This window comes from Pseudomonas sp. NPDC086566, assembly GCF_050280885.1.
Lineage (GTDB): Bacteria > Pseudomonadota > Gammaproteobacteria > Pseudomonadales > Pseudomonadaceae > Aquipseudomonas > Aquipseudomonas vlassakiae.
In genome coordinates, this window is record NZ_JBNNWD010000005.1 from 274,506 (window position 1) to 292,801 (window position 18,296).

At 64.4% G+C, this 18,296-nt stretch carries 19 protein-coding genes and 1 pseudogene; 11 read left to right on the top strand and 9 right to left on the bottom strand.

Going from position 1 to position 18,296, the window contains the following annotated elements; genetic code table 11:
* Nucleotides 1-142: 142 nt before the first annotated feature.
* Complete coding sequence (htpX, locus tag ACQKPS_RS13640) at nucleotides 143-1,030, top strand: protease HtpX (protein WP_003259721.1); 888 nt, start codon at nucleotides 143-145, stop codon at nucleotides 1,028-1,030.
* A 50-nt stretch (nucleotides 1,031-1,080) separates the two neighbouring features.
* Here htpX and ACQKPS_RS13645 read toward each other — a convergent pair whose 3' ends face one another.
* The gene (locus tag ACQKPS_RS13645; protein ID WP_427604460.1) at nucleotides 1,081-1,728 is read right to left on the bottom strand and encodes a thiopurine S-methyltransferase; all 648 of its coding nucleotides are present in this window, start codon (nucleotides 1,726-1,728) and stop codon (nucleotides 1,081-1,083) included.
* Nucleotides 1,729-1,829: 101 nt separating this feature from the next.
* Between ACQKPS_RS13645 and ACQKPS_RS13650 the strand changes: the two genes are divergently transcribed.
* Entirely contained in the window at nucleotides 1,830-2,582 is a 753-nt protein-coding gene (locus ACQKPS_RS13650; RefSeq protein WP_427604462.1) for a DODA-type extradiol aromatic ring-opening family dioxygenase, read from the top strand.
* An 88-nt stretch (nucleotides 2,583-2,670) separates the two neighbouring features.
* Here the strand turns inward: ACQKPS_RS13650 and ACQKPS_RS13655 are convergent.
* Together ACQKPS_RS13655 and ACQKPS_RS13660 are read right to left on the bottom strand one after the other, a co-directional pair.
* Nucleotides 2,671-4,387, bottom strand: a pseudogene (locus ACQKPS_RS13655) (DEAD/DEAH box helicase).
* Between the two features lie 336 nt (nucleotides 4,388-4,723).
* The gene (locus ACQKPS_RS13660) at nucleotides 4,724-5,479 is read right to left on the bottom strand and encodes a spermidine synthase (protein WP_254480941.1); all 756 of its coding nucleotides are present in this window, start codon (nucleotides 5,477-5,479) and stop codon (nucleotides 4,724-4,726) included.
* Between the two features lie 116 nt (nucleotides 5,480-5,595).
* Here ACQKPS_RS13660 and ACQKPS_RS13665 point away from each other — a divergent pair, with 116 nt between their 5' ends.
* A complete protein-coding gene (locus tag ACQKPS_RS13665; protein WP_254480942.1) occupies nucleotides 5,596-6,942 on the top strand; it encodes a class II 3-deoxy-7-phosphoheptulonate synthase in 1,347 nt (448 codons plus the stop codon).
* On the opposite strand, the gene ACQKPS_RS13670 is transcribed toward ACQKPS_RS13665, so the two are convergent.
* Together ACQKPS_RS13670 and ACQKPS_RS13675 are read right to left on the bottom strand one after the other, a co-directional pair.
* Nucleotides 6,923-8,143 (bottom strand): winged helix-turn-helix domain-containing protein, encoded by a 1,221-nt coding sequence (locus ACQKPS_RS13670; protein ID WP_254480943.1) that lies wholly within the window; start codon nucleotides 8,141-8,143, stop codon nucleotides 6,923-6,925. The two genes, ACQKPS_RS13665 and ACQKPS_RS13670, sit on opposite strands and share 20 nt — an antisense overlap.
* A gap of 84 nt (nucleotides 8,144-8,227) precedes the next feature.
* On the bottom strand, nucleotides 8,228-8,446 hold the full coding sequence (locus tag ACQKPS_RS13675) for a DUF1127 domain-containing protein (protein ID WP_027919490.1): 219 nt from the start codon (nucleotides 8,444-8,446) through the stop codon (nucleotides 8,228-8,230).
* A 96-nt stretch (nucleotides 8,447-8,542) separates the two neighbouring features.
* Between ACQKPS_RS13675 and ACQKPS_RS13680 the strand changes: the two genes are divergently transcribed.
* On the top strand, nucleotides 8,543-9,394 hold the full coding sequence (locus ACQKPS_RS13680; protein ID WP_254480944.1) for a LysR substrate-binding domain-containing protein: 852 nt from the start codon (nucleotides 8,543-8,545) through the stop codon (nucleotides 9,392-9,394).
* A 3-nt stretch (nucleotides 9,395-9,397) separates the two neighbouring features.
* Here ACQKPS_RS13680 and ACQKPS_RS13685 read toward each other — a convergent pair whose 3' ends face one another.
* Complete coding sequence (locus ACQKPS_RS13685; RefSeq protein WP_186602221.1) at nucleotides 9,398-10,147, bottom strand: sulfite exporter TauE/SafE family protein; 750 nt, start codon at nucleotides 10,145-10,147, stop codon at nucleotides 9,398-9,400.
* A gap of 113 nt (nucleotides 10,148-10,260) precedes the next feature.
* Here ACQKPS_RS13685 and ACQKPS_RS13690 point away from each other — a divergent pair, with 113 nt between their 5' ends.
* The 3 genes from ACQKPS_RS13690 (at nucleotide 10,261) to ACQKPS_RS13700 (ending at nucleotide 12,298) form a co-directional block, all read left to right on the top strand.
* Nucleotides 10,261-11,217 (top strand): LysR family transcriptional regulator, encoded by a 957-nt coding sequence (locus tag ACQKPS_RS13690; RefSeq protein WP_254480945.1) that lies wholly within the window; start codon nucleotides 10,261-10,263, stop codon nucleotides 11,215-11,217.
* Nucleotides 11,218-11,272: 55 nt separating this feature from the next.
* On the top strand, nucleotides 11,273-11,728 hold the full coding sequence (locus ACQKPS_RS13695) for a MarR family winged helix-turn-helix transcriptional regulator (protein ID WP_054883704.1): 456 nt from the start codon (nucleotides 11,273-11,275) through the stop codon (nucleotides 11,726-11,728).
* A gap of 141 nt (nucleotides 11,729-11,869) precedes the next feature.
* Nucleotides 11,870-12,298, top strand: coding sequence for an organic hydroperoxide resistance protein (locus ACQKPS_RS13700; protein ID WP_152958037.1), 429 nt, complete (start codon nucleotides 11,870-11,872; stop codon nucleotides 12,296-12,298).
* A 74-nt stretch (nucleotides 12,299-12,372) separates the two neighbouring features.
* On the opposite strand, the gene efp is transcribed toward ACQKPS_RS13700, so the two are convergent.
* Together efp and earP are read right to left on the bottom strand one after the other, a co-directional pair.
* On the bottom strand, nucleotides 12,373-12,942 hold the full coding sequence (gene efp, locus ACQKPS_RS13705) for an elongation factor P (protein WP_054883702.1): 570 nt from the start codon (nucleotides 12,940-12,942) through the stop codon (nucleotides 12,373-12,375).
* A 48-nt stretch (nucleotides 12,943-12,990) separates the two neighbouring features.
* Nucleotides 12,991-14,124 (bottom strand): elongation factor P maturation arginine rhamnosyltransferase EarP, encoded by a 1,134-nt coding sequence (gene earP, locus ACQKPS_RS13710; protein ID WP_254480946.1) that lies wholly within the window; start codon nucleotides 14,122-14,124, stop codon nucleotides 12,991-12,993.
* Between the two features lie 131 nt (nucleotides 14,125-14,255).
* Between earP and ACQKPS_RS13715 the strand changes: the two genes are divergently transcribed.
* Together ACQKPS_RS13715 and ACQKPS_RS13720 are read left to right on the top strand one after the other, a co-directional pair.
* Nucleotides 14,256-14,642 (top strand): hypothetical protein, encoded by a 387-nt coding sequence (locus ACQKPS_RS13715; protein ID WP_254480947.1) that lies wholly within the window; start codon nucleotides 14,256-14,258, stop codon nucleotides 14,640-14,642.
* 2 nt (nucleotides 14,643-14,644) lie between these two features.
* Nucleotides 14,645-15,115: a GreA/GreB family elongation factor gene (locus tag ACQKPS_RS13720; protein ID WP_254480948.1), complete on the top strand. Its 471-nt coding sequence runs from the start codon at nucleotides 14,645-14,647 to the stop codon at nucleotides 15,113-15,115.
* A 67-nt stretch (nucleotides 15,116-15,182) separates the two neighbouring features.
* Here ACQKPS_RS13720 and ACQKPS_RS13725 read toward each other — a convergent pair whose 3' ends face one another.
* Nucleotides 15,183-16,115: a LysR family transcriptional regulator gene (locus ACQKPS_RS13725; RefSeq protein ID WP_254480949.1), complete on the bottom strand. Its 933-nt coding sequence runs from the start codon at nucleotides 16,113-16,115 to the stop codon at nucleotides 15,183-15,185.
* A gap of 118 nt (nucleotides 16,116-16,233) precedes the next feature.
* Between ACQKPS_RS13725 and ACQKPS_RS13730 the strand changes: the two genes are divergently transcribed.
* Together ACQKPS_RS13730 and ACQKPS_RS13735 are read left to right on the top strand one after the other, a co-directional pair.
* Nucleotides 16,234-16,983 (top strand): 3-oxoacyl-ACP reductase family protein, encoded by a 750-nt coding sequence (locus tag ACQKPS_RS13730; RefSeq protein ID WP_254480950.1) that lies wholly within the window; start codon nucleotides 16,234-16,236, stop codon nucleotides 16,981-16,983.
* Between the two features lie 49 nt (nucleotides 16,984-17,032).
* Complete coding sequence (locus ACQKPS_RS13735) at nucleotides 17,033-18,214, top strand: MFS transporter (RefSeq protein ID WP_254480951.1); 1,182 nt, start codon at nucleotides 17,033-17,035, stop codon at nucleotides 18,212-18,214.
* Nucleotides 18,215-18,296 lie beyond the last annotated feature (82 nt).

Genomic DNA, 18,296 nt, shown 5'->3' on the forward strand with positions numbered 1-18,296 from the left:
TCTATCTCACAGTCCGCGCAGAAACCTCTGCCATACTCCGCCGTACACAGTTTGAAATAGTCGCCCGATTGAAACCCGGCGACCGGCACCTTATATACCCCGCAGTAAGCAACAACTCATCCGTCAGGAGAACGTAACAACCATGATGCGCATTCTGTTGTTTGTAGCCACCAACCTCGCGGTGGTGCTGGTTGCAAGCATTACCCTGAGCCTGTTCGGTTTCAACGGGTTCATGGCCGCCAACGGGGTTGACCTCAACCTCAGCAGCCTGCTGGTGTTCTGCGCCGTGTTCGGCTTCGCCGGCTCCCTGGTTTCGCTGTTCATCTCCAAGTGGATGGCGAAGATGACCACCGGCACCCAGATCATCAGCCAGCCGCGCACCCGCCACGAGCAGTGGCTGCTGCAAACGGTCGAAGAGCTGTCGCGCGAGGCCGGCATCAAGATGCCCGAAGTGGGTATCTTCCCGGCCTACGAGGCTAACGCCTTCGCCACCGGCTGGAACCGCAACGACGCGCTGGTAGCCGTGTCCCAGGGCCTGCTGGAGCGCTTCTCGCCCGATGAAGTGCGCGCCGTGCTGGCCCACGAAATCGGCCACGTAGCCAACGGTGACATGGTCACCCTGGCGCTGGTGCAGGGGGTGGTGAACACCTTCGTGATGTTCTTCGCCCGCATCATCGGCAACTTCGTCGACAAGGTGATCTTCAAGAACGAAGAAGGCCAGGGCATCGCCTACTACGTGGCGACCATCGTCGCCGAGCTGATCCTGGGCATTCTGGCCAGCATGATCGTCATGTGGTTCTCGCGCCGCCGCGAGTACCGTGCCGACGAAGCCGGTGCGCAACTGGCCGGTACCGCCGCGATGATCGGCGCACTGCAGCGTCTGCGCGTGGAACAGGGCCTGCCGGTGCACATGCCTGACACCATGAAGGCCTTCGGCATCAATGGCGGCCTCAAGCACGGCCTGGCTGGCCTGCTGATGAGCCACCCGCCACTGGAAGACCGCATCGAGGCCCTGCGCCGCCGCGGTTGATCCAACCGGTAAAGAAAAGGGCGACCTCCGTCGCCCTTTTTCGTTTTCACTCAAAACTGCACGCGGTACACCCGTTCGACCAGGCTCTTGACCCCCGCCTCCTGGAACCTCGGGCTTTCGCCGATCACCTCCTGCTCGTCAAGCGCCTCAACCTGCCAACCGGCAAACCCGCGCCTCACTTCATCGTCAGCCACCGAAAACGGCGGCCCGGCCAGCAGTTCCTGCTGGTAATCCAGGGTCAGCAGCAGCCCGGCACCGGCCGGCAATGCCTGTGCAAGCAAGCGCATGTAGTGCGCACGCATTTGCGCTGGCAAGGCAATCAGTGCGGCGCGATCATAGAGCGCCACGCAATCCGCCACATCTTCCACGCGCAAAGCGAAGAAGTCGCCGCACCAAAGCTCCACATCACCGCTGCGCCAGACTTCGAAGGCCCCCTGCTGCGCGACCTGTGGCTCCAGCCCATGCTCACGAAAGAAGGCCTCCACTGCCTGGCGTGACAACTCGACGCCCAACACCCGGTGCCCCTGCCCCGCCAGCCAAGCGAGGTCCAGGCTCTTGCCGCACAGCGGCACCAGCACACGGCTGCCCGGCGCGAGCTGCAACTGCGGCCAATACTTCTGCAGAAAAGGGTTCACCCGTGCTTGATGAAAACCGATCTGGTTGTCGGCCCACCGCTTCTGCCAGAACGCTGGTTCCATGATTACTCCCGATTTTTAGATGGTTTGCCGGTAAAACTTGGTTTGGATTTCGATCGGTAGTTGATCGAAGATGATTGCATCTTAACCTTCAGGACCCCGCCATGCTGCCCAGCCTGTTCATTTCCCACGGTTCTCCCATGCTCGCCCTGCAACCGGGCGCCAGCGGGCCGGCTTTGGCCGGGCTGGCCAACGCGCTGCCACGGCCGAAGGCGATCGTGGTGGTGTCGGCGCATTGGGAAAGCCATGAGCTGCTGGTGACCAGTGGCGCGCGACCAGAGACCTGGCACGACTTCTACGGCTTCCCGCCGGCGCTGTATGCGGTGCAGTATCCGGCGCCTGGCGAACCCGACCTGGCCAGCCGGGTGGCTGAACTGTTGCAGGCGCGCCTGGACCCGCAACGACCGTTCGATCATGGCGCCTGGGTGCCGCTGTCGCTGATGTATCCGGATGCGAGCATTCCGGTCATCCAAGTATCGCTGCCCAGCCGGGCGGGGCCCGGGTTGCAGGTCAAGGTCGGCCAGGCGCTGGCTGGGCTGCGAGAGGAAGGCATCCTGCTGATTGGCTCCGGCAGCATTACCCACAACCTCGGTGAACTGGACTGGCACGCCGGGCCGGATGTGATCGAACCCTGGGCGCTGGCGTTTCGCGACTGGGTGGTGGAGCGGCTGCAGGCAGACGACCAGGCGGCGCTGCTGGACTACCGGAAACAGGCGCCGTTTGCGGCACGCAACCATCCCAGCGACGAGCATTTGCTACCGCTGTTCTTTGCCATGGGGGCCGGGGACAGGTTCGGGATTGTGCACCAAGGCTTCACCCTGGGGGCGCTGGGGATGGACATCTACCGGTTCGACTGAAGATAGCCGGGGCGCTTCGCAGCCCCCAAAAATGGCACAGGCAAAAAAATCCCCGACCTGGGCCGGGGATTTTTTCATTGCATCAGGATCAGTCTTCGCGATAACGGCGCAGCTTCAGCTGCTTGCCGGCTACGCGAGTGTCCTTGAGCTTGGACAGCAGCTTCTCAAGGCCATCTTCCGGCAGCTCGATCAGGCTGAAGCTGTCGCGTACCTGGATGCGGCCGATGGCGTCACGGGCCAGGCCACCTTCGTTGAGGATCGCGCCCAGCAGGTTCTTGGCAGCGATACCGTCACGGGCACCCAGGGCGGTACGGCAGCGCACGCGGCCTTCGGCCAGCGGCAGTGGCGCACGACGCTCACGGTCACCACCGCGCTCGCCACGATCGCTGCGCTCACCACGCTCGGTACGCTCGCCACGTGGGGCGAAGCTTGGTACCAGCGGCTGCTCGCGCTCGACGGTCGCCAGGTCCAGCGCCTGGCCGTTGGTGGCCTTGCGCAGCAGGGCCGAAGCCAGGGCGCGTGCGCTGCAGCCGAGGTCGGCAGTCAGGCGGTCGAACAGTTCGCCATGGGTGGCTTCTGCTTCGGCAACCAGCGGCGCCAGGCTGTTGGTCAGCTTCTTGATGCGGGCGTCCAGCACAGCCTGGGCGTTCGGCAGGCGGGCTTCGGCAACCTTCTGCCCGGTCACGCGCTCGATCACCTGCAGCATGCGGCGCTCACGCGGAGTGACCAGCAGCAGCGCACGGCCATCGCGGCCGGCACGGCCGGTACGGCCGATACGGTGCACGTAGGATTCCGGGTCGTACGGCATGTCGACGTTGAACACGTGGGTGATGCGCGGTACGTCCAGACCACGGGCAGCGACGTCGGTGGCGACGACGATGTCCAGGCGGCCATCCTTCAGCGAGTCGATCACCCGCTCACGCTGGTTCTGGGCGATGTCACCGTTCAGCGCGGCAGCCTTGTAGCCCTTGGCTTCCAGCGCGGCGGCCAGGTCCAGGGTGGCTTGCTTGGTGCGCACGAAGGCGATCAGCGCGTCGAACTCTTCGACTTCCAGCAGACGCAGCACAGCCGGGATCTTCTGGTCGGCGTGGACCATCAGGTGGGCCTGCTCGATCGCGGTGACGGTCTGGGTCTTGCTCTGGATCTTGACGTGCTTGGGCTCGCGCAGGTGGCGTTCGGCGATCGAGCGGATCGACGACGGCAGGGTGGCGGAGAACAGCACGGTCTGGCGGCTGGCCGGGATGGCATCGAAGATCACTTCGAGGTCGTCCATGAAGCCCAGCTTGAGCATTTCGTCGGCTTCGTCCAGTACCAGGTACTGCACGGTGGACAGGACTTTCTCGTCACGACGCAGGTGGTCGCACAAACGGCCCGGGGTGGCGACGACGATTTGCGCGCCGTTGCGAATGGCACGCAGCTGTGGGCCCATCGGGGCACCACCGTAGACGGCCACGACATTCACGCCTGGCATCTGCTTGGCGTAGGTTTCGAAAGCGGTAGCAACTTGCAGCGCCAACTCACGGGTTGGCGCCAGGATCAGGGCTTGCGGTTCGCGCTTGCTCACATCGATCTTGTTGAGGATCGGCAGGGCGAAGGCAGCGGTCTTGCCGGTGCCAGTCTGCGCCTGGCCGATCATGTCGTGACCGGCGAGGATGATCGGGATCGATTGCTGCTGAATGGCCGACGGCTCTTCGTAGCCGGTAGCCAGTACGGCAGCAACAATGTTCTGATTAAGATCGAGAGCGGCGAAGCCGCCGGTTTCCTGGGTCATGGGTCTGCCTCTAAGTGCATCCGCAAAGACCCATGCTGCAAAGCTGCACATGCCTTGAAAGACCGGAACGGTCACCCAGGCAGCTTTGTCGGCGGGGATTTGCGAAAACGATTGAAAAAGAAAAACTTGAGAAGGTCCGCCTAGCGGACGTGCAGCCGAAGCTGGACTCGGAGGATTTGCACCACCTGATTTTGAGGTCCGCTAAAAGACCGGCGCGTACTATACCCGAATTAATGCCGGGGAGTGAGTAAATTTTTCTGGCCCAACGGCCAGTATCGGGCCATCAGGCGCAGGCAGCTGAATCGGTTTTCTTCCGGGGATCCGTGCTGGCATCTTCTCGGGTTTACCCGCGAAGCAGGCGACGCGGTGCTCAGGTAGCCGGCCGAATCTCGCGTATCAGCCCTTCCAGGCTGTACCCCAACCGCGGCGCCAAGGCCTCGGCACGCGCCCGCAAACCATCAAGGTCCAACACCTGCTCCAGGTCCGCCGGCACCAGCAAGATCACATTGCCCTCCTTCACCGGCAGCTCCCAGTAATGCCGGTGGTACAACCCGCGCAGCAGCGCCGCGCCCAACGGCTTGCCGTCGTCATTGGCCCACTGGTTGATGACCAGCCAGCCGCCAGGGTTGAGCTGCTTCTGGCAGTTCTCGAGGAAATTCCACGCCAGGTGCCCGACACCCGGCCCATGGTCGGTGTACAGGTCGACAAACAGCAGGTCGGCCTGCTCTGCGGTGGGCAGCAACTCCAGCGCGTCGCCAATCCTCACGTACAGCCGAGGGTCGTCATCCAGCCCCATGTATTGCATGGCCAGGCGCGGCACGTCGGCACGCAGCTCGATGGCCTCGATGTCTTCCAGCGGCAGGAACTTCATGCAGGCCTGCGTCAGGGTACCGGCGCCCAAGCCAAGAAACAGCGCACTTTCCGGCTGCTCATGGCACAGCGCACCGACCAGCATGGCGCGGGTGTAGTCGTACTCCAGCCAGCTGGGGTCAGCGGTGAACACGCAGCTCTGCTCGATGGCATCGCCGAACTCGAGGAAGCGGTAATCCTCCACCTCGTACACGCTGATGACACCAAAGGCATCCTCGACCCGGGCCAACAGCTTCTCTTCCCGCTCCGTCGCCATCTACCTGCCACCTACCCGCGCAAAACGCGCATTGTCCGCCAACGCCCCGGATGCAACAAGCGCGGCGCCGCTGTTACCATGGCAGGCAGCCTATAACAGATAAAACCGAGCCTGTGATGAACCGACCGTGGAGCCCCGACAGCTGGCGTGCCCTGCCGATCCAGCAGCAACCGACCTACCCCGACGCCGCGCACCTGCACAAGGTCGAGCAGACCCTGGCCAGCTACCCGCCCCTGGTGTTCGCCGGCGAGGCCCGCGAGCTGCGCCGGCAGTTCGCTGAAGTTACCGAGGGCCGCGCGTTCCTGCTGCAGGGTGGCGACTGCGCCGAGAGCTTCGCCGAGTTCTCGGCAGCGAAGATCCGCGACACCTTCAAGGTACTTCTGCAGATGGCCATCGTCATGACCTTCGCCGCCGGTTGCCCGGTGGTCAAGGTCGGGCGCATGGCCGGGCAGTTTGCCAAGCCGCGCTCCTCAGGCGATGAAACCATCGGCAACGTCACCCTGCCGGCTTACCGTGGCGACATCGTCAACGGTATCGGCTTCGACGAAAAGAGCCGCGTACCGGACCCGGAGCGCCTGCTGCAGGCCTACCACCAGGCCACCGCCAGCCTCAACCTGCTGCGCGCCTTCGCCCAGGGCGGTTTCGCCGACCTGCACCAGGTGCACAAGTGGAACCTCGACTTCATCGCCAATTCGGCGCTGGCCGACAAATACCACCAGCTGGCCAACCGCATCGACGAAACCCTGGCGTTCATGCGCGCGTGCGGCCTGGACAGCGCGCCGCAACTGCGCGAAACCAGCTTCTTTACCGCCCACGAGGCGCTGCTGCTCAACTATGAAGAAGCCTTCGTGCGCCAGGACAGCCTGACCGGCGACTATTACGACTGCTCCGCGCACATGCTGTGGATTGGTGACCGCACCCGCCAGCTCGACGGTGCCCATGTCGAGTTCCTGCGCGGTGTGCATAACCCGATCGGGGTAAAGGTCGGCCCGAGCATGAACCCGGAGGAGCTGATCCGCCTGATCGACACGCTCAACCCGGCCAACGACCCCGGCCGCCTCAACCTGATCGTGCGCATGGGCGCCGGCAAGGTCGGCGCGCACCTGCCAGGGCTGATTCGCACCGTCGAGCGCGAGGGGCGCAAGGTGCTGTGGAGCTCCGACCCGATGCATGGCAACACCATCAAGGCCAGCAGCGGTTACAAGACCCGTGATTTCGCGCAGATCCTCGACGAGGTGAAGCAGTTCTTCCAGGTGCATCAGGCCGAGGGCAGCCATGCCGGCGGCATCCATATCGAAATGACCGGGCAGAACGTGACCGAGTGCATCGGCGGCGCCCGGCCGATCACCGAAGATGCCCTGTCCGACCGTTACCACACCCACTGCGACCCACGGATGAACGCCGATCAGTCGCTGGAACTGGCCTTCCTGATCGCCGAAACCCTCAAGCAGGTGCGGCGCTGAGCAAAGCCTGACGCAACTGGCTGCCCTCAGCCCGAGAGCAGTTCAGTTGCACCCGCTGCAGGCCCAGCCACTGGGCCAGGCGCAGCAGATTAGCCGCCAGGGCCTTATAGCCCTCCTCGTCCAACTCTGCCGTCTGCGCGTGCACGGCATGCACCGCCAGTTGCCCAAGGGCGCGCTCGGCGCGCAGGTCCAGGCGTGCGGCGATGCGTTCACGGTGCAGGAACGGCAGCACGTAGTAGCCGTATACCCGTTTGTGCGCCGGGGTGTAGATCTCCAGGCGGTAGTGGAAATCGAACAACCGCTCGGTGCGGTTGCGCTCCCAGACCAGTGAATCGAACGGCGACAGCAGTGCGCTGGCCTCGACGCGTCGGGGAATGCGCGGTGTGCCGGCGCAGTAGGCGAGTTGCTTCCAGCCCTGCACCTCGACCGGCTGCAAGCGGCCATCGGCGACCAGCTCATCGAGCGCCGCCCTGCCCTGGCCGGGTTCAAGGCGAAAATAGTCGCGCAGGTCGCGCTCGGTAGCGACGCCCAAGGCCGTGGCGGCATGCAGCATCAGGCCTTGGCGGGCCTCGGCTTCGTCTGGCAATGCCAGGTCGAGGATCGCCTTGGGCAGGACCTTTTCCGGTACATCGTAGAGCCGCTCGAACCCGCGGCGCCCCGCCACCGTCACTTCACCGGCGGCGAACAGCCATTCCAGCGCGTGCTTTTCTTCACTCCAGTCCCACCAAGGGCCGGCACGCTCCTGCCGGGTGGACAGGCTGCCAGCGCCCAGCGCGCCTTGTTCGCGCACGGCGGCCAGTACGCGGGCGATCACGTCCTGGCGCTCGCGGCCGAACCGCGCGAGCTGGCGGTAGATGCCACGGCCATCGGCGGCATGGGCCATGCGCCAGCGCAGCAGGGGGTAGAGGTTCAGGGGTAACAGCGAGGCTTCGTGGCCCCAGTATTCGAACAGCTGGCGCTGGCGGCCACGGCCCCAGGCGAGCTGGTCGAGCAGTTCCGGCGGGTAGTTGCCGAGGCGGGAGAACAGCGGCAGGTAATGGGAACGGACCACGGCGTTTACCGAGTCGATCTGCACCACGCCCAGGCGTTGCAGCATGCGCTTGAGCGTCGGCAGCGTCGGTGGGGCGTCAGGTTGTTTGCCGAATCCCTGGGCAGACAGTGCCAGGCGGCGGGCCTGGTGGATGGACAGTTTGAGCGCCAAACCTAGCCTCCTTGTGGTGGGTCTACCGGCCTCATCGCGGCTTTAAGCCGCGATGAGGCCGGTAGACCCACCGACAAAGTTAGCTCATTTGCGCAACGGGTCATCCCAGAAATGCCGTTCGGCCTCTTGCTGGATGTCTGCCCGGCTCAAGCCCAGGTCATGCAAGGTCGCATCACTCAGGCTGGCCAGCTCCTGGCGCTGGCGGTACAGCTGCAGCCACCGGGCCGGACGGTCCAGGGCCACATGCCACAGGTGGTTCAGGGAAAAGGCAGGTTGCTGGATGCTGCTGACATGACCTTTCATCGTGAAGCCCTCCGTGTTGATGGCTTCAGTCTCCGCCCAGGCTTAAGATCAATCCAACGAATGTTTCTGATGCCATGCATCTCGGAGATTGATGCAATGTCCCAGTACCAAAGCCTCGATGCCGACGTGCTGCGCACCTTCGTCGCCATCGCCGAACAAGGCGGCTTCACCCGCGCCGGTGAAGTGGTCAACCGCACCCAGTCGGCGGTGAGCATGCAGATGAAACGCCTGGAGGAAGACATCCTGCAGCGCCAGTTGTTCGAGCGTGACGGCCGTCAGGTCCGGCTGACCGCCGAGGGCCAGGTGCTGCTCGGCTACGCCCGGCGCATCCTCAAACTGCATGGCGAAGTGTTCAACACCCTGCGCATGCCACACATGGTCGGGCTGGTGCGCATCGGCACGCCGGACGACTACGCCATGCGCTTCCTGCCGACCATCCTCTCCAGCTTCGCCCAGGCCTACCCGCTGGTGCAGGTGGAGGTGCATTGCGACTCGTCCAGGCAACTGATGCTGCGCCAGGACCTGGACCTGACCATCGTCACCCGCGAACCGGGCAACGAGGTTGGCCAGTTGCTGCGCCAGGAACGCCTGGTATGGGCTGCCGCCGAAGGCTTCTGCCCGCAGGAACAAAGGCCAATGCCCTTGGCGCTGTTCAACACCGACTGCTTCTGCCGAGCCTGGACCTGCAACGCCCTGGAGGCCCAAGGCATCGACTACCGCATCGCCTACACCAGCCCCAGCCTGGCGGCGATCTTTGCCATCGTCACCGCGGGGTTGGCAGTGACCGCGCAATTGCAGAGCCTGATCGGCAGCAACCTGCGCATTCTCGGCGAGAACGAAGGCTTGCCGCAGTTGCCGGTGGCCAACGTGATGCTGCTGCGCAACAGCCAAAGTCAGTCGCCGATCACCGACTGCATGGCCGACTACATCATCGAGGGGTTCATGTGACGCCTACACCTCGAAGCCCAGCATCACCGCGCACACCACCAGGAACACGCAGAACATCGCCCGCAGTGCTTTCTCGGGCAGCGCATGCGCCAGCCTCACTCCCCAGCTGATGCTCAGCAGCCCGCCGACTGCCAGGGGAATGCCTACGCTCCAGTCAACGCTGTGGTGCACCCCATAGGTCACCAGGGTCACCAAGGTACTCGGTGCCGCCAGCGCCAGCGACAGGCCCTGGGCCACCACCTGGGTGGTACCGAACACACTGGTCAGGATCGGCGTGGCCACCACGGCACCGCCAACGCCGAACAGCCCGCCCATGGTGCCGGCAAAACTGCCCAGCACACCCAGCCATGGCCAGGCATAACGCAGCTCGGCGCTGGGCGGCGAAACCTTGAGGAACATCCGCGCCACGTTCCAGATGGCCAGTGCCACCAGGAAGCCGACAAAGCCCAGGCGCATCGAGTGGGCATCGATACCCACCGCCCAGACCGAGCCGAGCCAGGCGAACAGAAAGCTGCACAGCGAAAGCGGCACGGCATGGCGCAGCTCTATGCGGTTGCGCTGGTGATAACGCCACAGCGCCAGCAGCACGTTCGGCACCACCATGACCAGCGCCGTGCCTTGGGCCAGCTGCTGGTCGAGGCCAAACAGCACGCCCAGTGCCGGGATGGCGATCAGCCCGCCGCCGATACCGAACAACCCACCCATGGTGCCCAGACCGGCGCCCAATACGATATACAACAACCACTCGATCATCAGGGCCTCATCCGCCTGCGTTGGTAATGCGGGCATGCTAACCATTGCGCTCTGGCGGGGAAACGCACAGCAACGCACAATGGCTATGCGTTTCTTGCAAAAGCGAAATGAGCATGAACCCCGATACCCTGACCGACCAGTTGAGCCTGTTTCTTGATGTGCTGGAGAGCGGGAGCTTTTCTGCTGCGGCTCGCCGCCATCCACTGACCCCGTCCGCCGTGGCTCGGCGCATCGACAACCTGGAGAGCGCCGTCGGTAGCCGCCTGTTCACCCGCAGCACCCATGCCGTACGCGCCACCCCGGCCGGCAATGCCTTCGCCGAACGCGCCCGGCGCATTCTCGAAGAGCTGCGCCTGGCCCGCGCCGAGGCCGTTTCGCTGAGCAGTGCCCCGGAAGGCTTGATCCGCATCGATGCCCCAGCGGCCTTTGGCCGCCGTCACCTGGCGCCGGCAATCGCCGATTTCCTGGTGGCCTATCCGGGCCTGGACGTGCAATTGCGCTTGATCGACAGTTTCGTCGACCTGCACGGCAGCCACCTGGGCGAGGTGGACCTGGTGCTGCGCGCCGGCCCCCTGGCCGATACCCGGCTGGTCGCCACCAAGCTGGCGCACATGGTGCGCATCGCCTGCGCCAGCCCGGCCTACCTGGCCAGCCGCGGCATGCCCAGCTGCCCCAGCGAGCTGCCCGGCCACGATGGCCTCGACTGGGACGGCCTGGCGCCACCGTTCGCCTGGCGCTTCGCAGTCGACGGGCAGATGCGCCTGTACCGCCCGGCGCGCATGCGCATGGCTGCCAACAACGCCGAGACCCTGCTGTTCGGCGCCCTCGCCGGCCTCGGCATCGCCCATCTGCCTACCTGGCTGATCAGCGACTACCTGCTGCGCGGCGAACTGCTGCCGCTGTTCTGCGACAGCGGCCTGCCTGACGCCGAAACCAGCGGCATTTATGCATTGCGCCTTGAACATGAAACGAACTCTCGCAGCCGTTTGCTGCTCGAATTTCTCAAGAGCCGCTTCAGCCCGGTTCCCCCTTGGGACCTGGCGCTGCGCAGTGAACTGCGCTGGCAGTAAGCGCCCCAACCTTCAGCGTGCTAGATTTCTCCATTGATGACATTCAAGGACCTGCATGAACGCCAACACTCAAGCCTCTTGTGACGAGCTGCTGCTGGACAACCAGGTCTGCTTTGCTCTGCACTCCACCTCGTTGCTGATGACCAAGGTCTACAAACCTCTGCTGCAAGCGCTGGGCCTGACCTACCCGCAGTATCTGGCCATGCTCGTGCTGTGGGAGCAGGACGGTCTTACCGTAGGCGAAATCAGCCAGCACCTGCTGACCGATCCCGGTTCGCTCACGCCCCTGCTCAAGCGCCTGGAAAGCGAAGGCCTGCTGCAGCGCAACCGCAGCCGCGAAGATGAGCGTGTGGTGCTGGTGCAACTGACCGACAAGGGCCGCGCCCTGCAGCAGCAGGCCCGGGAAGTGCCCCAGTGCATTCTCAAGGCCAGCGGCCGCAGCCTCGAACGCCTGCAACAGCTGCAGACTGACCTGCTGGAACTGCGCGACAGCCTGCAAAAAAACCTCTGACGGCTACGCTGTGTGTTGCCCGTTCCGATGAACGGTGAATTTTTATCTTGCGCGCTAACTAATTGCGCGCTAATTTAAATCCCGTACCCACATGACGCCACCTGATCACCAGGGGCGCACAGCACACTAGCGAGGCTCAAGATGCAAAAGGTCACTCCGCTGTACATCGCAGAAGCCACTTCCACCGGCGGTCGCGACGGCAAATCCCGCTCCAGCGACGGCAAGCTGGAGGTCAAGCTGAGCACCCCCAAGGAGCTCGGCGGCGCCGGTGGTGACGGCACCAACCCTGAGCAGATGTTCGCCGCCGGCTACTCGGCCTGCTTCATCGGCGCACTGAAGTTCGTTGCCGGCCAGGAGAAGAAGGCCCTGCCCGCGGATGCCTCGATCACCGCCAAGGTCGGCATCGGCCAGATCCCCGGTGGGTTCGGCCTGGACATCGACCTGAACATCAACCTGCCGGGCCTGGCCCAGGCTGACGCCGAAGCGCTGGTGGAAAAGGCTCATAAGGTCTGCCCTTACTCCAACGCCACCCGCGGCAATGTGGATGTACGCCTGCACGTCACTGTCTGAAGCACGCGCTCCCACAAAATCACAGGCACAAAAAAACCCGGCCAAGGCCGGGTTTTTGCGTTTCGCAAGAAGGCTTACTTCTTGGAGCGGCCTTTGAAGCTGTTGTCGCGAGTATCGATGTCGATGAACTCGCCGATTTCGATGAAGTCAGCAACCGAAATCTCGGTACCGTTCTTCAGCTTGGCAGGCTTCATGACCTTGCCCGAGGTGTCGCCGCGAGCAGCGTTCTCGGTGTACTCGACCTGACGGCTGATGGTGGTCGGCAGTTCAACCGATACCAGGCGGCCTTCGAAGAACACGGCTTCGCAGACGTCTTCCATGCCTTCTTCGATGTACGGCAGAACGGCTTCGATGTCCTCGGCGTTCAGCTCGTACATGGTGTAGTCGGTGGTGTCCATGAAGGTGTATTCGTCACCGTTGATGAACGACAGGGTCGCTTCTTTGCGATCCAGGATCACGTCGTCCAGCTTGTCGTCTGCACCGTAGACGGTTTCGGTCTTGTAGCCGGTGAGCAGGTTCTTCAGCTTGGTCTTCATGATCGCGCTGTTGCGACCCGACTTGGTGAACTCGGCTTTCTGAACCAGCCACGGGTCGTTGTCGATCCGCAGTACGGTACCGGGTTTCAGTTCTTTACCAGTTTTCATTACGAAGTATCCGAATCTGGATGGATTTATAAAAATCGAGGCCGCATATCATAGCCAATTTCGGTAAAACTGTACCAGCGCCTTGGCAAGGTCCGGCCGAGCGGCCTGGCGAGTGGCCCAATCAGCGGCGTGCTGCTGCAGTTCCGCCCAGTGTTTACGGGCCTCTTGCCAGGCCGCGTGCATGTCGCGGTCCATGTTCCAGGCACGCCAAAAGGCCATCAGCGCGTCGCTGGCGGCGTCCGACAAGCCCTGCCGATAATGCGCGAGGAAGGCTTCGAGCTTTTCCCAGTGGGCATTTTCCTCCTGCACATAGATGTGCCACAGCATCGGCCGGCCGGCCCACTGGGCACGGACGAACGAATCTTCCCCGCGCACCGCGTTGAAATCGCAGCTCCACAGCAGGCGGTCATAGTCATCCTGGCTGACGAACGGCAGGATCTGCACGGTCAGGGTGCCGCGCTGATGGACATCGCCGGCCTGCAGTTGCGCCTCCCCCAGCCAGGCGCCCAGGTCGCCGAGGATGCGCCCTTGCGGGACCAGCAGGTGAACCGGCTGGGCATCCTCGGCCAGCGCATCGAGCCAGCGCCCCACCTGCCCGTTTTCGTAGGCGAACAGCGACATCAGCAGCGCGCCAGGCTGCGCCTGCACGCCCAGGCCGTGGAGGAACTCCGCTCGCGCCTCGGCCGACCGCTCGAAGGCCTGCCGGCGTGGCAGCAGGCTGGCCTCACGCAACAGCCCACCGGTCTTGTCAGTGAACCCAGGGAAGAAGAATACCTTGCGCAAGCCATTGGGCTGGGGCGATGGCAAGCCATGGCAGCCTTCGACCCAGCCCTCGGCACTGAGGTATTCGAGGTTCAGCCACAGCACCGGCGCCGTGCGTGCGCGCATCGCTTCGACGTAAGCGGCCGGCAACTGGCAAGCAAAGGCACCGATCACCACGTCGGCCGGCTCTGCGGGCTGCCATTCGGCAGGCCAGACACGCACCTCGACCCCCTGCTGCCATTGCTGCGCGGCACCGGCATCGGCGCCCGGGCACAGCGGCACGAAGGCATTCAGGTCGTCCACCCACAGGCGCACCGCCAGGTCGTGCTCGGCCACCAGTTGCCGGGCCAGGCGCCAGGTCACGCCGATATCGCCATAGTTGTCGACGACGCTGCAGAAAATGTCCCAGGTGGTTTTCATGTGCCCTGCCTCGCCCTGCGCGAAAACCGCGAATTCTGCGGATAAATTGTCGCCGACAAAAGCACCGCACGGAAAAAACCCCGGCACCGTGCGACAATGGCCCCCTTCGCCCGCCCAGCCAGGAGGCCGTCATGCCCCGCCACCGTGAACTGAAGATCACCCTCAAACCGCTGCAACTGATTATCTGCGTGGCCTTTGGCCTGTGGCTCGGCGCCGTGGCGATCGCCCTGAGCCTGTGGCTGGCCCTGCAGCTGTGGCCAGAACAGGTGGAGCCGGTGGCCCAGGCGGTGGCGCCGGCCTACAGCAAGCCTGCACCGGCACAGCCGGTGGACGCGCAAAGCGAGATGTTCGAGCGCTACAAGGACATCCTGCACAAGCAGGAAATCCAGCAGGCCGCCGAGGCAGCCCAAGGCAACCCGCGCAACCTCAACAGCCCCAAGTGCCAGTTCTGGCTTGCACAGAACCGTACCGCGCCGACCGACAAGAGCCAGGCCAACGTGCTGGAGTTCTGTTACTGACCATGGACAAGGCCACCCTGCTCACGCGCATCGTCGCGGCCCTGGAAACCGACATGGAGGTATTGCGCCGCGCGGCGCAGACCGCCTACGAAGCGGCCACCGCCGAAGAGAACATCGCCGAGAACAAGTACGACACCCTGGGGCTGGAGGCGTCCTACCTGGCCACCGGGCAGGCGCGGCGCACGGCCGAGATACGCCAGGCGCTGCTGACTTACCAGCAGTTGCGGTTGCGCGAATATGACCCGGCGCGAGGGGTGCAAGTGAGCAACCTGGTGACCCTGGAGGATGAGGATGGCGGGCAGCGCTTGCTGTTCCTTGGGCCTGAGGCGGCGGGATTGAAGATTGGCGAGGGGGATGAGTTGGTGACCGTGATTACCTCGCGCTCGCCATTGGGACAGCAACTGGTGGGCAAGAAGATCGATGACGAGGTGAAGCTTGGGCCCCAGCTTTTCTACATCATCGATATTGCCTGATCTGTCTCTTCGCGGGTTCATCGGGGCGCCGAACCGCCGCGAAGAAGCCGGCACAGGCGATAACGTTCTAGGCCAAGGCATCGAACCGCCCCGCCAACCCCCGCTCGGCAAACTGCTCCACCACAAAGTCGATGAACGCCCGGGTCTTGCCCGGCAACAGCTTGTGCTCGGCGTAATACAGGCAGATATGCCCATCATCCACATACCAGTCCGGCAGCACCCGCTGCAGCTGCCCGGCCTCCAGATAAGGCACGGCGAACGGCAAGCTGACCAGGGCAATCCCCAGCCCTTGCTGCGCCACCGCGCAGGCCGCATCCGAATCGCTCATGGTCATCGCCTGGCGCAATAGCAACGGCTGTTGTTCCTGCCCGCGACTGGTCAAGGGCCAGGAACGTACCCGCCCAGTCTGTGGGGAGCGGATCAGAATCCCGTCGTGGCGCTGCAGCACCTCGGGGCTGTCGATAGCGGCATGCCGGTTCAAGTACGCAGGCGCCGCCACCAACACCCGATGCGCCGGGGTCAGCTTGCGCGCCACGACCCCCAGCGGCAGCTCAAAACCACCGCCTATGGCGGCATCGAAGCCCTGGCCGATCAGGTCGACCTGGCGGTTGTCGAAATGCCAGTCGGGGGTGATCGCCGGGTAACGCCGCAGAAACTCGCCGAGCAGCGGCAGCACGTACAAGCGGCCGAACACGGTGCCCATGCTCACCCGCAGCAGCCCGGCCGGCTGGCCCTCGGCGCTGGCCAGGTTGGCAACGGCGTACTGGATGGTGCGGAAGCTGTCGCTCACCTCGCCCAGGAATCGCTGCCCGGCTTCGGTCAGGGTCAGCTTGCGCGTACTACGCTGGAACAGCCGCACCCCGAGGCGCGCCTCCAACTGGGCAACGTGCTTGCCTACCGCCGCCGGGGTGATGCTCAGGCGCCGGGCTGCCTCGGCGAAACTGCCCACCTCGGCACTTCGGATGAAGCACTCGAGGGCGTTGAAAGATTCCATGGCCATTGATTACCAACCAAAGGTTTACTCTGCTGATAGTGATTGCCATCTTATCAGCAGGTAATCAACGGTCGATACTGCGTCCATCCAAGGCATTCGGCCTTGCTTCCAGCAGGAGATCAGCATGTCCAAGCAACTTACCCTCGAAGGCAAAGTCGCCTTCGTCCAAGGCGGCTCGCGCGGTATCGGCGCAGCCATCGTGCGGCGCCTGGCCCGTGAAGGTGCGCAGGTAGCCTTCACCTACGTCAGTTCCACCGGCCCGGCCGAAGCGCTGGCCGAAGAGGTCAAGGCTGCTGGCGGCCAGGCCCTGGCGCTGCGCGCCGACAGCGCCGACGCCGCCGCGCTGCAACTGGCGATCGACGACGCCGTGAAGGCTTTCGGCCGCCTCGATATCCTGGTCAACAATGCCGGCGTGCTGGCGGTTGCGCCGCTGGCCGAGTTCGACCTGGCAGACTTCGACCGCACCCTCGCAGTCAACGTGCGCAGCGTGTTCGTCGCCAGCCAGGCCGCAGCCCGCTACATGGGCCAGGGCGGGCGCATCATCAACATCGGCAGCACCAACGCCGAGCGCATGCCGTTCGCCGGTGGCGCCCCCTATGCCATGAGCAAGTCGGCGCTGGTCGGCCTGACCAAGGGCATGGCCCGCGATCTGGGGCCGCAGGGGATTACCGTGAACAACGTGCAGCCGGGGCCGGTAGACACCGACATGAACCCGGCCAGTGGCGAGTTCGCCGAGAGCCTGATTCCGCTGATGGCGATCGGGCGGTATGGGCAGGCGGATGAGATTGCCAGCTTCGTGGCGTACCTTGCCGGGCCTGAGGCGGGTTACATCACCGGAGCCAGTTTGTTGGCCGATGGTGGGTTTGCCGCCTGATAGACTGGGGGCCTCGCGCCCCCTTTTTACCCTTCGACACGAGAGACACATGAGATCCCCATCGCTCAGCCGCGCCCTGATCCTGCTGATGGCCACCGCCACCGGCCTGGCCGTGGCCAGCAACTACTACGCCCAACCGCTGCTGCACAGCATCGCCCAACAGTTCGGCCTGAGCACTGCCAGCGCCGGCAGCATCGTCATCGCCGCGCAACTGAGCTATGGCGCCGGCCTGCTGCTGCTGGCACCTTTGGGTGACCTGTTCGAGCAGCGCCGGCTGATCGTGGTGATGACCGCCATCTCCACCTTGGGCCTGGTCATCAGCGCCTGCGCCCCGAGCCTGCCCTGGTTGCTGCTCGGCACCGCGCTCACCGGCCTGTTCTCGGTGGTTGCGCAGATCCTCGTGCCAATGGCGGCGACCTTGAGCGAGCCGCATCAGCGCGGCCGTGCGGTGGGCACCTTGATGAGCGGGCTGCTGCTCGGCATCCTGCTGGCGCGCACCGCGGCCGGTTTCATGGCCGAGCTGGGCGGCTGGCGCAGCATCTATGTGCTGGCCGCCGTGCTGATGGCACTCACAGCGCTGGCGCTGTACCGCAACCTGCCCGAACACCATAGCCATGCCGGCCTGAAATACCCGGCGCTGATCGGCTCGGTGTTCCGCCTGTTCATCGAAGAGCCGGTGCTGCGCCTGCGCTCGCTGCTCGGCCTGCTGGCGTTCAGCCTGTTCGCGCTGTTCTGGACACCCCTGGCGTTCCTGCTGGCACGCGAGCCCTATCACTACTCCGACGCAGTCATCGGGCTGTTCGGCCTGGCCGGCGCCGCGGGTGCACTGGCGGCCAACTCGGCCGGGCGCCTGGCCGACCGTGGCAAGGGCTCGCTGGGCACCACCGTTGGCCTGGCGGCGCTGCTGCTGTCATGGGTCCCACTGGGTTTTGCCGAAAGCTCGTTACTGGCTTTGCTGGTCGGCGTGCTGGCCCTGGACCTGGCCGTGCAGCTGGTGCACGTCAGCAACCAGAATGCCGTGATCGCCTTGCGCCCTGAAGCACGCACGCGGCTGAATGCCGGCTACATCACCTGTTACTTCATCGGCGGTGCGCTAGGCTCGTTGCTGGGCACGCAACTGTTCCAGCGCCAAGGGTGGATGGGCATCGTGGTGGCAGGGCTGGTGATCGGCACGCTGGCCTTGGTGGTATGGGGCCTTTCGCAGCGCAAAGCCGCCGCGCAACTGGCCTGAAGCCATCAACGGAGGTGACAACCGGCCGCATTACCCTCCGTCGCCTGGCCGTTGACTTGCCTGCCCCGGCGGCGCTCAGTAA

Excerpts from the sequence above, each read along its gene's own strand:
- htpX (WP_003259721.1), top strand. The coding sequence starts at position 143 with ATGATGCGCATTCTGTTGTTTGTAGCCACCAACCTCGCGGTGGTGCTG.
- ACQKPS_RS13645 (WP_427604460.1), bottom strand. The coding sequence starts at position 1,728 with ATGGAACCAGCGTTCTGGCAGAAGCGGTGGGCCGACAACCAGATCGGT.
- ACQKPS_RS13650 (WP_427604462.1), top strand. The coding sequence starts at position 1,830 with ATGCTGCCCAGCCTGTTCATTTCCCACGGTTCTCCCATGCTCGCCCTG.
- ACQKPS_RS13660 (WP_254480941.1), bottom strand. The coding sequence starts at position 5,479 with ATGGCGACGGAGCGGGAAGAGAAGCTGTTGGCCCGGGTCGAGGATGCC.
- ACQKPS_RS13665 (WP_254480942.1), top strand. The coding sequence starts at position 5,596 with ATGAACCGACCGTGGAGCCCCGACAGCTGGCGTGCCCTGCCGATCCAG.
- ACQKPS_RS13675 (WP_027919490.1), bottom strand. The coding sequence starts at position 8,446 with ATGAAAGGTCATGTCAGCAGCATCCAGCAACCTGCCTTTTCCCTGAAC.
- ACQKPS_RS13680 (WP_254480944.1), top strand. The coding sequence starts at position 8,543 with ATGTCCCAGTACCAAAGCCTCGATGCCGACGTGCTGCGCACCTTCGTC.
- ACQKPS_RS13685 (WP_186602221.1), bottom strand. The coding sequence starts at position 10,147 with ATGATCGAGTGGTTGTTGTATATCGTATTGGGCGCCGGTCTGGGCACC.
- ACQKPS_RS13690 (WP_254480945.1), top strand. The coding sequence starts at position 10,261 with ATGAACCCCGATACCCTGACCGACCAGTTGAGCCTGTTTCTTGATGTG.
- ACQKPS_RS13695 (WP_054883704.1), top strand. The coding sequence starts at position 11,273 with ATGAACGCCAACACTCAAGCCTCTTGTGACGAGCTGCTGCTGGACAAC.
- ACQKPS_RS13700 (WP_152958037.1), top strand. The coding sequence starts at position 11,870 with ATGCAAAAGGTCACTCCGCTGTACATCGCAGAAGCCACTTCCACCGGC.
- efp (WP_054883702.1), bottom strand. The coding sequence starts at position 12,942 with ATGAAAACTGGTAAAGAACTGAAACCCGGTACCGTACTGCGGATCGAC.
- earP (WP_254480946.1), bottom strand. The coding sequence starts at position 14,124 with ATGAAAACCACCTGGGACATTTTCTGCAGCGTCGTCGACAACTATGGC.
- ACQKPS_RS13715 (WP_254480947.1), top strand. The coding sequence starts at position 14,256 with ATGCCCCGCCACCGTGAACTGAAGATCACCCTCAAACCGCTGCAACTG.
- ACQKPS_RS13720 (WP_254480948.1), top strand. The coding sequence starts at position 14,645 with ATGGACAAGGCCACCCTGCTCACGCGCATCGTCGCGGCCCTGGAAACC.
- ACQKPS_RS13725 (WP_254480949.1), bottom strand. The coding sequence starts at position 16,115 with ATGGCCATGGAATCTTTCAACGCCCTCGAGTGCTTCATCCGAAGTGCC.
- ACQKPS_RS13730 (WP_254480950.1), top strand. The coding sequence starts at position 16,234 with ATGTCCAAGCAACTTACCCTCGAAGGCAAAGTCGCCTTCGTCCAAGGC.
- ACQKPS_RS13735 (WP_254480951.1), top strand. The coding sequence starts at position 17,033 with ATGAGATCCCCATCGCTCAGCCGCGCCCTGATCCTGCTGATGGCCACC.